Annotated in this window: 11 protein-coding genes; 7 read left to right on the plus strand and 4 right to left on the minus strand. The window is 56.1% G+C overall.

From position 1 onward, the window contains the following. The first annotated feature begins 73 nt into the window (after window positions 1–73). Entirely contained in the window at window positions 74–811 is a 738-nt protein-coding gene (locus VNZ60_RS10895) for a helix-turn-helix domain-containing protein (RefSeq protein ID WP_325658989.1), read from the plus strand. A gap of 178 nt (window positions 812–989) precedes the next feature. On the opposite strand, the gene VNZ60_RS10900 is transcribed toward VNZ60_RS10895, so the two are convergent. Together VNZ60_RS10900 and ftrA are read right to left on the minus strand one after the other, a co-directional pair. Then, a complete protein-coding gene (locus tag VNZ60_RS10900; protein ID WP_325658990.1) occupies window positions 990–2,030 on the minus strand; it encodes an NAD(P)H-dependent flavin oxidoreductase in 1,041 nt (346 codons plus the stop codon). A gap of 296 nt (window positions 2,031–2,326) precedes the next feature. After that, the gene (ftrA, locus tag VNZ60_RS10905; RefSeq protein WP_325658992.1) at window positions 2,327–3,283 is read right to left on the minus strand and encodes a transcriptional regulator FtrA; all 957 of its coding nucleotides are present in this window, start codon (window positions 3,281–3,283) and stop codon (window positions 2,327–2,329) included. Window positions 3,284–3,379: 96 nt separating this feature from the next. Between ftrA and VNZ60_RS10910 the strand changes: the two genes are divergently transcribed. After that, the gene (locus VNZ60_RS10910) at window positions 3,380–3,787 is read left to right on the plus strand and encodes a rhodanese-like domain-containing protein (protein WP_325658994.1); all 408 of its coding nucleotides are present in this window, start codon (window positions 3,380–3,382) and stop codon (window positions 3,785–3,787) included. A 165-nt stretch (window positions 3,788–3,952) separates the two neighbouring features. Here VNZ60_RS10910 and VNZ60_RS10915 read toward each other — a convergent pair whose 3' ends face one another. After that, entirely contained in the window at window positions 3,953–5,845 is a 1,893-nt protein-coding gene (locus tag VNZ60_RS10915) for a DUF885 domain-containing protein (protein WP_325658996.1), read from the minus strand. A gap of 329 nt (window positions 5,846–6,174) precedes the next feature. Between VNZ60_RS10915 and VNZ60_RS10920 the strand changes: the two genes are divergently transcribed. The 5 genes from VNZ60_RS10920 to VNZ60_RS10940 all read left to right on the plus strand — a co-directional run bounded on the left by VNZ60_RS10920 (window position 6,175) and on the right by VNZ60_RS10940 (window position 11,764). Further along, window positions 6,175–7,659 (plus strand): S41 family peptidase, encoded by a 1,485-nt coding sequence (locus VNZ60_RS10920; protein ID WP_325658998.1) that lies wholly within the window; start codon window positions 6,175–6,177, stop codon window positions 7,657–7,659. A 145-nt stretch (window positions 7,660–7,804) separates the two neighbouring features. Beyond that, on the plus strand, window positions 7,805–7,996 hold the full coding sequence (locus VNZ60_RS10925) for a hypothetical protein (RefSeq protein ID WP_325659000.1): 192 nt from the start codon (window positions 7,805–7,807) through the stop codon (window positions 7,994–7,996). 284 nt (window positions 7,997–8,280) lie between these two features. Then, window positions 8,281–9,630, plus strand: coding sequence for a 2-hydroxycarboxylate transporter family protein (locus VNZ60_RS10930; protein ID WP_325659002.1), 1,350 nt, complete (start codon window positions 8,281–8,283; stop codon window positions 9,628–9,630). A 9-nt stretch (window positions 9,631–9,639) separates the two neighbouring features. After that, window positions 9,640–10,677, plus strand: a complete 1,038-nt coding sequence (locus VNZ60_RS10935) for an isocitrate/isopropylmalate dehydrogenase family protein (RefSeq protein WP_325659003.1) — start codon at window positions 9,640–9,642, stop codon at window positions 10,675–10,677. A gap of 298 nt (window positions 10,678–10,975) precedes the next feature. Beyond that, on the plus strand, window positions 10,976–11,764 hold the full coding sequence (locus tag VNZ60_RS10940) for an alpha/beta hydrolase (protein WP_325659004.1): 789 nt from the start codon (window positions 10,976–10,978) through the stop codon (window positions 11,762–11,764). 150 nt (window positions 11,765–11,914) lie between these two features. Here VNZ60_RS10940 and VNZ60_RS10945 read toward each other — a convergent pair whose 3' ends face one another. Continuing rightward, the gene (locus VNZ60_RS10945; protein WP_325659005.1) at window positions 11,915–13,048 is read right to left on the minus strand and encodes a porin; all 1,134 of its coding nucleotides are present in this window, start codon (window positions 13,046–13,048) and stop codon (window positions 11,915–11,917) included. Window positions 13,049–13,275: the final 227 nt, after the last annotated feature.

A 13,275-nucleotide genomic window follows, 5' to 3' on the forward strand; every position in this document is an offset into this window, starting at 1 on the left:
GATAGAATCATATATTGCTTACTAAAGTATTGAAATACAATACTAGTTCACACAGCAAATCGGCGAGGAAAACATGGCCCAAGCAGAAGCCTTGGTCGGGGCGCTAAAAAATGTGCTGAAAGCGCGCGGGGTCACTTATGCCCAACTGGCGAAAAGCCTGGGATTGAGCGAGGCAAGCGTCAAGCGCCTATTTGCTGCGAAAAGTTTCACGCTCGGACGTTTCGATCAGATATGCACGTTGCTGGGCATACAAATCAGCGATCTGGCGCGCATGATCTCGCATGAATCGGCAACGCCGTCCCAGCTATCCCAGGAACAGGAAGACAAACTGGTGTCCGACCCCAGATTATTACTGATCGCGGTGCATGCGCTGAATCACTGGTCACTGGAAGAAATCCTGGAGGTCTTCGATTTTTCCAAAGCTGAATGCATACGGCTACTCACTCGCCTGGACAAGCTTGGCATCATCGATTTGATGCCCAACAATAAAATACGCGTGCGCGTGGCGCCGGACTTCACCTGGCTGCCAGGTGGGCCGATACAGCAGTATTTTCGGGCGCAATTGAAAAATGATTTTTTCAACTCGCGTTTCGACCGGGACGGCGAAAAAATGACGATGGTCAGCGGCATGCTCTCGCCGGCCAGCAACACGATCATCCAAGACCATATGCGCCGTTTAAGCGCGGAATTCTCGGCGCTGCATCATCAGGACTTGAGTTTGCCTTTTTCTGAACGGTTTGGCACCAGCCTGATTCTCGCGGTACGACCCTGGTCTCCTGCGTCGTTCATGGAGTTCCAGAAAAAGCCGTGAATATGAGGAATGATGCTTTTCATAGAATGTCTGCTTCTGGCCGAACTTGGCCAATCGTGAAAGGCAGGCTTCGACTGTGGATTCAACCGATCAGTCGGTTTTCTCCGAAGCGGCCGTTAAACGTTCTAAATAACCGGCCTGAGCGATGCATCGCGCATTTGAGCACTGAGACCTATTGCTAGAGACCGGCGGCGAACTCCCGTGTGAGATCGGCGGCCGATATCTCCTTGCATCCGCTGGCATTCTGACCTGACCACAATGGCGAGAAATCATCGCTGCCCTGGCTTTCAGCCTTGGCGCGCAATGGAGCGATAGCGGACGTGGCCAATGGAAACGCGGGCGTAGCGCTGCTGATCGGGCCAAGTTCCTTCATGATGCGGTTAATGATTCCGCGCGCAGGCCGGCCAGTGAAAAGGTTGGTGAGCGCGGTGTGGCGGGCAGCCACACTTTTCAGCGCAGCCCGATGTAGCGCGCTTGTGGTGGCTTCGGGGCAAAGCATATAGGCTGTTCCAATCTGTACGCCGGCAGCGCCAAGCGCCATAGCAGCGGAAACGCCTTTGGCATCCACGATGCCACCGGCCGCAATGACTGGAAGCTTTACCGCCTGCACAATTTGCGGCACCAGTGCGAACGTGCCCACCTGCGTATTTAGGTCGTCCGACAAGAAAATACCGCGATGACCACCCGCTTCAAGACCTTGCGCGATGATGGCATCGACTCCATGCGCCTCGAGCCAAAGCGCCTCTTCGACAGTGGTCGCCGAAGAGAGTATCTTGGAGCCCCAGGTGCGCACCCGTGCCAGCAAATCGGGCGACGGCAAACCAAAATGAAAGCTCACTACAGCGGGCTTGAATTCGCTCAGCACGTCGGCGACTTCGGAACTGAAGGGTACACGTCCAGGCCCTGCAGGAATGGCGTCTTCGTCAAGCCCAAACTCTTGGTAATACCGAGAAAGCGCCGCTCTCCAAACCGCTTCGCGCTCGACACTGGGGGTTGCGGCCGCATGGCAAAAGAAGTTTACATTGAATGGCTTCGAGGTATGCGCCCGGATCTCCACCAGTTCATTGCGCATCGCGTCAAGGCTTAACATGGCACATGGGAGCGAGCCCAGCCCACCCGCGTTGGACACGGCTACCGTTAGCCTGTTGTCTTGCACCCCCGCCATCGGTGCCTGGATTACTGGTAGCTCGATGCCCAATAGTGTTTGTAAGGCCCTCATCTGATCTCCAATAGTTTTCGTTCGAGCTACAAACTCTGTTCGATATTAGTCTTTGTAGAACACCATGCCGCGAAAGTCCAGCGCGCTAACCGCGCTGTAGAAATGGCATTTTCATGTTCGGATCGTGCCTTGAACCAAATGGAATAGCAACATCGACCGGCAGCTAGTGGCCGTTTTGAGCCGGTCGTGATAGGCTCAATTCGCCCCTCAGCAGACGGTCATGGTTCTCCAAAGCCATCATTCGACTCAACGTGGATTCGCACAACGAAAAGCGCCAATCAGCGCTGAAGCGCCACTCACAAATTTCCAGAAAAACGTTTTCGATATACCGCAGGACTGATTGTTACAAGCCTGCGAAAGTGGCGGCGTAATGACTCCTGGGAGCCGAAACCGGCCAATTCCGCAATTTGCACCAGCGGTATCTTTGGGGACTCCAGCAGATCCTTGGCGATCGCTACGCGCTCTCGAATCAACCATTCGATCGGTCCAAGGCCGGTCGCTTCTTGAAACTGCCGTTGCAATGTGCGCGGACTCATCAATGCCTGCGACGCCATCGATTTTATTGTATGCGGTTGCGCCGGGTTGGCTCTTAGCCAGTCAATCAGCTTCGCTAATCTTCCCGCTTCATCATGCGCCATCGGACGCGAAACATACTGTGCTTGTCCACCTTCGCGATGCGGCGCGACAACGAGACGTTTGGCCACTTGATTGCCGATTTTGGCGCCGTAGTCGCTACGTACCAAGTGCAATAACATGTCCAATCCGGCAGCCGAACCGGCCGATGTAATGATTTGTCCTGTATCAACATAAAGCGCGTCGACCTGCACATCAATGGCTGGATAACGCTTTGCCAGTCGCTCGGCATAGCGCCAGTGCGTTGTCGCACGCTTGCCGTCAAGTACGCCTGCAGCGGCAAGGACGAATACGCCCGAACAAATCGAGCATAGGCGCGCTCCTCGTTTGTATGCAACACGAATTTTCTTGAGCAAATCGTCTGGCGGTAATTCGTCAGCGTCGCGCCAACCGGGAATGACGATGGTGTCTGCGCGATCGAGCAGACTGAGTTTATGGGGCGCTTCGATCTTGATACCACCCATTGCGCGAATAGGGCCAGCCTCGATCGCGCAAACGGAGAAATCATACCAATTCACGCCCAACTCGGGGCGTGCAAGCGCGAACAGTTCGACCGTACAACCAAACTCAAAGGTACAGAGCCGATCATAGGCGATGGCGACGACCAGATGTTTATGCATGGCGCAATGTTACCGTATATTGACATTTACGTCACTTTGCATGGTTTTTGATGAACGCGATAATTCGTTCACATTAACCAAAAGATGAGTCTATTCATGTCGATTGTCACCGAAGTAGCCGCCGCGCAAAGTTCAGATGCCTTGGTCCATTTTGAATCCGTATTGCAATTTGAAACGGATTGCTGGGATGTCCATCATGCAATGACGAGTGGCGCACCGGATTTTGTTCTGCTCGACGTCCGCGGACCAGACCAGTATGCCGCAGGTCATGTTCCAGGCGCGCGCCATCTTCCGCACGGAAAAATTGTCGAGGCGAAGCTGACCCAATATTCGGCCGATACCCTATTTGTGGTGTACTGTGCCGGCCCCCATTGTAATGGTGCGGCGCGTGCGGCAATTCGTATGGCCCGCCTCGGACGCCCGGTCAAGACTATGCCAGGAGGCATTACCGGTTGGATCGACGAAGGATTCGCGCTGGAATCGTCAGTGCATAAACAGGTATGAGCAACGATGAGGCTGGGCTTTTTTAGTTGGCGCCATTGCGCTCATATTCATCGTCGCAAACATTCGTTAAGTCAACAGCTTGCAGACGGTCTGTATGGCCGTCTGCAAGCTCACGGTATTGGCGGGCGGCTTGCCGAGATGGAGATGCTCGGCTTACCGCCTGCCTTATACAGTCCGCACGCCGGCACGCACCCCTTCAATATAGCGATCGATCACCGTCGGCAGCACCGTCAGCGGCACGCCGCCGCTTTTCACCAGCGCATCATTGAAGCCGGCCAGATCGAATTTAGCGCCCAGCGCCAGTTTCGCTCTTTCGCGCTGGCGCAGGATTTCGTTGTGCCCCATCTTGTAGCCGCAGGCTTGTCCAGGCGATACGCAATAGCGGTCGATTTCGCTGGTCGTGGCGGCAATGTCGCGTCCGGTATTTTCGCTGAGGAACCGGATCGCCTGCTGCCGCGTCCATTTCATCGCGTGCAAGCCGGTATCGACCACCAGGCGGCAGGCGCGGAACTGCTGGGCCTGGAGATAACCGATCTGGCTGAACGGATCTGCCGCATACAAGCCAAACTCGTCGACCAGCTGCTCGGCATACAACGCCCAGCCTTCGACAAAGGCGTTGAAGCCCATCAATGAGGCAATCAGCGGCATCTGCGCATGATGTTCGGCCAGATACGCGCCCTGCCAGGTATGGCCGGGAATGCCTTCGTGCGCGGTCAGCGTGGCGATGTCGGACTTCGGCCAGAGTGTGGTCGATTTCAGGTTGATGTAATAAATCGCCGGCCGCGATCCGTCCAGCGCGGGGAAATTCATATACCCGAGCGGAGCGCCAGCCTCGATATCGGGCGGCACGCGCTTGATCACCAGCGGCGCCTTCAGGCCCAGATGCGAAATTTCCGGCATCAGCGCCCGCACCGCCGCCACCCGCTCATTGCAATAGGCAATCAGCTGCTCGCGCCCTTGGTCGTTATCGGCGTAGAAGCGCTTGGGATCTCTCGACAAGGCCAACAGACGTTCGCCGACCGTGCCCTGCGTGATTCCCTGCGCCTTGAGAATGGTATCGATACGCGCCTGCAGCAGCTTGTTTTGCTCCAGCCCGATCGCGTGGATTTCGGCGGCGCTGCGGGTCGTCGTGGTGCCCAGCTTGAGCGCCCATTCGTAATACGCTGCGCCATCCGGCAAGCGGTACACGCCGGCGACATCGGTGGCCTTGGCTGTGGCCTTGGCTAAGGTGTCGATCTGGCGTTCGAGCGCCGGATATACCAGGGTGTTCACCAGCTTGGTCGCGCGCGCTTCCCAGTCGCCGTCGATACCGAGTTTTTTGGTGCGGCCGGCAATCGAGGTAACCAGCTTCTGCGCCGCCGCCGGGGTCTTGCGATAATCGCGCAATTGGCCGAGCGCCGTGCGTACGATAAAGTCGGGCGGCATGACGCCCTTGCCGGCTTGCTCGACGATGCGCGCGCTTTCCTGATCGAGCAGGCGCGCCAGCGCTGTTACGCGCTCAAGATAGGCTTCGGCATCGGCAGCATTGGCGATCTGGTGCTGCGAGTCTAGAAATTCAGGTACGGCGGTCAGTGCGCCATTCTGTTGGGTAACCGGGAATGGCGATGTGCCGCCGTAGAAACCGCTGGCCGCGCCGCCATAGGAAAAGCGCAGGCCATGCACGCCTTCGGTCGCCGCATAAAACACGCTGTCGTAGCGGATTTGCGCATCCGGGCTGAGCTTGGCGCGCTCCAGCACCGTCATGCGGGCCAGCATCGATTTTACCTGGCCAGCCCAGGCGGCGTCGCCCGCGGGAGAATTATCCGGCAGGCGTGATTTGAGCGCAGAGCGCGCGCCGGAATCGAGCCCCAGCTCGGTGGCCGAGGTCGGCGCCAGGCGCAGGATTTCTTCTGCAAAGTCGGCCAGCAAGTTCGAGAACCGCGTATCGGCCGGCGGTGCATCATTGGTTTGGGCCTGAGCAACGGCGATGCGAGGTAGTGCCGCAACGGCAGCGGCGGACAGCGCGCTCAGCAACAGCTCGCGGCGGGAGAATGTGGGGGGCGGGGAGGTCTCGTTCATGGCATCCTTTTTTTTATTACCGGGAGAAAAGAATTTATGCGTTGCCGACCTTATCGCGAGTGGCGGAATGGTGTCAACGGAATTTGCAGTCTCGATGACAGAGGATGCGGATTGCTTATAGTCGATGCGGAAAGGTGATCCCCTCGCCGGTTCAGCAAACAGTTATTCTGTGCGAGGACTGATAGAGTTGCACCTAAACCTGTAAGGGGAAATCCATGTCCGGTATTGGGCGACCGTATAACAAAACCACACGTGCAACGGCGAGAAATCGACTGCTGATTAACGACAGCGATAAAAGCATTTCAAGCCGCCAGCGGCTCGCATCCGCCATGCTGCTCACCCCAATCGCATTCTTTGCATTTTGTCTCTACTCACAGACCAGCGCTGCCGAAGTCTCGCCCTGCCCGCCGGACTGGGAAGCGCAAATCTGCGAACTCAAGTCAGTGGTGGAGGTGCTCAAGAAAGAACACCTGACCGAGATCGATGTGCCGGCCTTTCTCGACGAAACTATCCGGCTGGGCGTCAAAACTCTGCCTTACGCCGGCTTTCGCAATGCCGAGGAACAGCAAGAACAGATAAAGAAAGACGAACGCACGCGCCACGGTGCGCCCGGCATCGGCATCATCTTTGAGACCCTGCCCGACGGTTTGCATATTATCGACGTCGTGCCGGACGCGCCTGCCGCCCAGGCCGGTGTGCTTAGCGGCGATCTGGTGGTGAAGATGGATGACAACAGCGTGGTCGGCGTCGACAATGCCGAGATTGCAAAATATGCCAACGGCGAGCTCGGTGCGCCGCTCAAACTCACGCTGCTACGCGGTGTTAAAAACAGCGCGCCGAAACGGTTGGAGCGGCTGGAATTCGCTCTGCTGCGCGCCATCATCAAACCGCGCCCCGCTAGCGCCAAGCGAATCGACGGCAACGTGCTGTACACCCGGCTCGCCAATTTCCCAGAACCCACCATCGGCGATTACATCAACGTCCTACAAGCCGAGCGCAAAAAGGGGGCTCCGGTCAAGGCTGTGATTCTCGATCTGCGCATCAACGGCGGCGGCGCGCTTAACGCCGCAATCGGCATTACTGCGCTCTTCACCGGCCGCAACAAGACGGCGATGGTGACGCTGCAGCGCGACGATAAAATCCAGCACCGCATCACCACCAACTGGCCCGACTACGATCTGCCAGTGATGCAAGGCCAAGACCCGCTGGCGCCGTTGCAAGCCGACGAATGGTGGCGCAGCGTGCCGCTCATCATACTGGTCGACGGCCAAAGCGCCTCGGCCGCCGAAGCCACCGCCGCCGCGCTGAAGGATCTTGGCCGCGCCAAGCTATTGGGTACGCCGACCTACGGTAAAGGCATGGCGCAAACCGGCGTCGGCACACGCGACGGCACCTACGTGTTCTGGACCAACGCACGCAATTTGCGGCCGAACGGCTGCCCGATGGAAGGTTATGGTGTGGTGCCGGACTGGATCGTAGCGCCGCGCAAAGATGCCGATATGGACGGCGTCTTGCTCGGCTATCGCGAGGTAGACATTGCGCGTCCCGCCTATGCCAGCAAAGCCGCGCCCGATCCCTTCGCCGATGTACGCAAGGAACGCCAACGCATGCGTGACCGGCGCGCACTCGCCAGGCTGGACGAAAGCAAGAGCGCAGCGCTGCCGCAAAAGGAATTCGGCAGCGACAAGGATTGGCAATTGAAACAGGCGCTGAATGCGCTGGCTGGCAGGCCGGTGCAAACGGTAACGGTGAACCCGAGGTTCATGCCGGCGCAGCCGGTGTGTGTGAAACTCGCTGAACAACTCGCTGAATAGCGTCGTTGCATAATTTACATGTCGGACAGCAAATTAAATAACCCAAAATTGGAAAGCTGGATGAAAGTTACGCCGTTTTAGAATGCGTCAACGTTGTTAAGTAATCGAGGAAGATCACCGCCGCTGTATATATCACTGCATATGTTTGGCGGCAGATCACACCCCTCAAATGATGGAGACAAAAGTTCATGCGTATTTTTTACGGCTCAATGAGTTCGACCGTAATACCGGCGACACCAGCGACGCCGGTGAGGATGGTCCTGATTGCACCGGCTCAAGCCACGGCAGCCGGCTCGTCAAAAAAATCACCTTCATGATTGCGGCATCGCCGAGATAAGTCATTTATCGGCAAAGCTGACTGAACAATCCGCATGATCGGCGGCACGATAAAGACACTCCGTGATCTGCACTCGGCCTCAAATCCGCATGTTCAACGCCCGTGATTGAACACCCGCAAAACAGATGCTGCTCAAACTGGCGTGCGGGCGTACACAACATGCCTGCCAGCATTGCAACTTAGCCGTAAAGCCATGACCGTATGTGTTCATCATGGCTTGAGCACTTAAATGCGCCTCATCGCGGGCCGGGCGTTAAATATAAATAGAATCAAAGGAGAAAGAAATGAAAGCGATACCTGCTGAGCAGCTGATGCCGGTCACGGAAAAAACGTCCCAAACATTCTGGCCGCATGGCTGGTGGAAATTGATGGAAATGCGCATTGGCGTTATTCCCTTGCCGGTGTACTTATTGCTGCTGGCATTGATAACAGGATTTGTCATCACCGGCAAAGTACCCTCCGATATCTCGGTATCGATTGCATTGCTGGCAGTGGGCGGTTTTTCTTGCGCAGAATTGGGCAAACGACTCCCCGTCATGCGCAACATAGGCGCCGCAGCAATTTTTGCGACCTTCATTCCTTCCTACCTGGCGTTCCAGCATCTGTTACCGGCCATGGTGTTAAAGAACGTAGTCGATTTCACCAAGTCGACCAATTTTCTTTATCTATTCATTGCGTCGATCATTGTCGGCAGTATCTTGAGCATGGATAGAACGGTTCTCATCAAAGGCTTCATCAAGATTTTTGTGCCGCTTGCCGCCGGTTCTGTCGTCGCGGCTATTGTCGGCACGGCCGTCGGCACTCTGCTTGGCTTGGGCGCCTACCATACCTTCTTTTACATCGTTGTTCCGATCATGGCCGGCGGCGTGGGCGAAGGCGCGATTCCCCTGTCCATTGGTTACTCCGGAATATTGCACCAGGCTCAGGGTGACGTCTTTGCGCAGGTCCTGCCCCCTGTAATGCTCGGCAGCCTGACCGCAATCATACTGGCCGGCGTGCTGAATTTTGTGGGTAAGAAATACCCGCACCTCACTGGCGAGGGCCGGCTGCAGCCGGGCGAGCAGGACGAAATGCATCCGGTGAAGGACGAAGGCCTCGCCCATACGGATGTCGGCAATATTGCGGCCGCAGGCATTACGGCGATCTCGCTGTATATGTTTGGATTGATGTGCTACAAGCTGTTCGACTTTCCGGCGCCGGTCGCCATGCTGTTTATTGCCGTGATTTTCAAACTGTCGCGCGCAGTGTCGCCGCAGTTGCAGCAAGGCTCTCTGGTGGTCTACAAATTCTTTTCCACGGCAGTCACTTATCCCTTGCTGTTTGCCATCGGCGTATCCATGACGCCTTGGGACAAACTGGTGTCCGCATTCAACGTGCTCAATCTCATCACCATCGTATCGACGGTTGCAACCTTGATGGCGACAGGTTTCATGGTCGGGCGATGGCTGAACATGTATCCGATTGAAACGGCGATTGTAAATGCCTGCCATAGCGGCCAGGGCGGCACCGGCGACGTGGCGATTTTGACGGCGGCGAACCGCATGCAGATGATGCCGTTCGCACAGATTGCGACACGCATTGGCGGCGCGATTACCGTAACTCTGACCCTGCTTGTCATGTCCCAGTTGAAATAAGAGGATCCCATGAAAAACACAATAACTCCCCAAATTCCCGCAACCCTGATCCCCGGCGACGGCATCGGCCCTGAAGTAGTCGAAGCTACGGTTCAGATATTGGATGCTTTGGGATCGCCGTTCTCCTGGGACATACAACAGGCTGGCGTGGCTGGCGTCAACAGCAGCGGTGACCCGTTGCCGGCGGCCACCCTGGCCAGCATCCGCAAGAACAAACTGGCCCTCAAAGGCCCGCTGACCACGCCGGTAGGCGGAGGTTTCCGCTCCTCCAACGTGCGCCTGCGTGAAGAATTCCAGCTGTACGCCAATGTCCGGCCCGTAACGACAATCGTGCCCGGCCGCTACGAAAACATCGACATCACGTTGATCCGGGAAAACATCGGCGGCTTTTATGTGGCGCACGAATACTACATTCCAGTCGGCGACGACCCACGCGCAGTGGCGGTCTCTACCGGCATCAACACACGCGAAGCCTGCAAGAAAATTGCGCGCTTTGCCTTTGAATACGCCGTAAAAAACGGCCGCAAGAAAATCACCGTGGTCCACAAAGCCAACATCCTGAAGGCGCTGACCGGCATCTTCCTGGAAGCAGCAAAGGAAGTTGCGCGTGACTACGAAGGCAAAGTGCAGATGAACGACATGATCGTCGACGCCTGCGCCATGCAACTGGTGCTGAATCCCTGGCAGTTCGACATGCTCCTATGCACCAACCTGTTCGGCGACATTCTTTCCGATCAGATGGCCGGCCTGGTCGGCGGCCTGGGCATGGCGCCCGGCGCCAATATCGGCGACGACTGCGCGATCTTCGAGGCGGTGCATGGCTCGGCGCCGGACATCGCCGGCAAGGGCATCGCCAATCCGATTTCCCTGCTGCTGGCAGCGGGGCAGATGCTGGATCATGTGGGCCGGGCCGATCTGGCGCTGCGGCTGCGTACGGCGATTACCGACACGCTCAACAAAGACAAAATTGCCACGGGCGATCTCAAGGGCACTGCATCCACTCAAGAGTTTACCGATGCGATTGTGCGTCGGCTTGAGCTGACCTAATGAGAGTTTCATAATTCACGCAGAGAGTCAACTTTCGCAGCGCTTCATCGCGAAACTTGACTCTGACCCCACATGACGGATTCGGAGAAAGACAGCGCGCACCAGGTGGCCTTGTACTTCTTCAGCGATAAGGCAGCTACTCCGTGGCCCGCTAAGTGGGGTCAGAGTGAAGTTTCTGCAAAAATCCCGCAGAAAGTTCACTCTGACCCCAGTTAGCTGCGTTTGTTAAGCGCAAACCGGGCAAGGGTCAGGTTGGCACGATCGAGGTTTCTATTTTTAATCTGCCTGGAGAACAAAAATGCCAACGGAACGTTTCGAGTTCTTAGGGACTGAAAAGCAAAAACTTGCCGCTCGCCTCGATATTCCGGCAGGAGAAACACGCGCCTACGCTCTGTTCGCCCATTGTTTCACAGGCGGCAAAGACATTCTCGCAGCCAGTCGAATTGGACAGGCGCTCGCCACCTGCGGCATAGCGGTGTTGCGCTTCGACTTTACCGGCTTGGGTGCAAGCGAGGGAGAGTTTGCCAATACCAATTTTTCCTCAAACCTGGCCGATCTGAGCGCAGCGGCAAATTATTTACGGCAGACGTATCGGGCGCCGTCCATGCTGATCGGGCATAGCCTGGGCGGCGCGGCGGTACTTGCCGCCGCTTCAAAGATACCGGAGGTGCGCGGTGTCGTTACCATCGGTGCGCCAAGTGATCCAGCGCATGTCAAGAAGCAGTTCCGTGGGTATATCGATGAGATTCAAACTAATGGTGAAGCCGTAGTCAAGCTCAGCGGGCGGCCATTCAGAATCAAGAGACAATTTCTCATCGATGCGGAGAAACAGCGATTGCTGCACAATATTTCGGAGTTTAACGGGGCGTTGCTTGTCATGCATTCACCGCAAGATGAAACGGTCGCGGTGCAGAATGCGAGCCATATTTTCAGCGTTGCGAACCACCCGAAAAGCTTCGTATCCTTAGATGATGCGGATCATCTTCTTACTCGGAAAAGCGATGCTTTGTATGCGGCAAACGTCATTGCGGCATGGAGTGAGCGTTATATCATCGACGACGCCAGGCAAGCCCTGCCATCCAGATAATCTACGCACTCCAACAACGAGCTGCTTTTACGTAAACGCCATCCATATACTCACGCCAGGCTAAAAAAGCTTGCCCCCCATGCCCGTTGTTGAATTTCCAGCTCACCGAAAGCGGAGTTATTTATACTCCGCCTCCGGCGACGCCATCAATCAGAAGCGGGTACGCATGCCGACCGCGAATTCGGTCTGATTCTTGAAGCCGTTAGCCGATCCTACGCGGTAGCCGTCGTTAAGTTTCATGTAGTCGCCAGCCAGATACAGCTCGGTACGTTTCGACAGATGGTAGAAAGTCGAGGCGTACAGCGTTTTCTTCTTGCCGCTGCCGGTGGCAGTTGCACCGCTGGCGTCATTGTAGGCGTTCAAGGTGCTGCTGCCGTCTGCGTTGTAAGCTGCGTTCTGGGCCTTCATCACTTGATAGCCGATTTCATAATCGAACGAACCTTGCGGTGTGAACTTGGCCGATACAGTGTAGGCGTCGTCCTTACGCTTGCCGAGCGCACCTTGCTCTGCCGTGTAGTGGAAGTAACCGGCATTCAAACGCACCAGATCGAAAATGTAGCTGCCGCCAACCGAATAGGATTTGTGTTTTTCCAGACTGGTGTCGACCCCGTTACCGACGTCGGCCTGGTTGATAAAACCGGAGACGACGAAATTCGGGCCGTTGTAGCCGATCGCTGCGGATTTGGTGGTGTTGTGGGCGAACTGGCCGGCAACGTTACCAAACTGATAGCCAAGACCGGCCACTATACCGTTGTCGAACACTTTCTTCCAGACCACGCCACGGTCATAGCGGGTGCCGGTGGCGCTGCCCGCGTAGAAAATCATTTGCTTGAAATTATTGTTGTTGGTGAAGCCGCCTTCTTCCAGGCCCAGCTTGGAGCCGTAGGCGTCGCCATAGACCTGGGCGAAATCACGCGCCAAGGTATTCTGGCGGCCCACTGTGAGCTGGCCAAAGGTAGTGTCTTGCAAACCGACCCAGGCGTCACGGTTAAACAGCACGCCCGGTGTATCCATTTCACCGGTGCCGACCACGAATTCGGCTTCCAGTTTGAAAATTGCTTTGAGCCCGCTGCCCAGATCTTCAGAGCCGCGGAAGCCGAGGCGGTTGCCGCTAAACCAGGCGACCGGAATGCCGGTCAGGCGATCGCCGTTGCTGTTGGCGTGATTGACTGTGCTGATGGTGGCGTCGATCAGGCCGTAGATAATGACATTGGATTGCGCATATGCTGCGTTGACAGATACCATCGTTCCCAGAACAGTTAGCGCCAATAGCGATTTTTTCATTTTTTTCCTCCAGACATTTGTATGTGGAATTCAGCGGCCAATTTCGATTGACCGCCCGAAAATAATAATCGTAAGTTTCCCAATTGCCTTCGGTTTATATATTTCGTTGCTTTTGAGACACATTTGAACATTTTGAGTTCTTGTTCTGCAAATGAGGTGTACGCTTCTCAGGTTGTCGCAGGGGTTCGCGACAGCACAGAAAATGGCGTCCTGAAAAGCGTCCGTAC

The sequence above is a fragment of the Collimonas sp. genome (assembly GCF_035566375.1).
In the GTDB taxonomy this organism is placed as follows: domain Bacteria; phylum Pseudomonadota; class Gammaproteobacteria; order Burkholderiales; family Burkholderiaceae_D; genus Collimonas.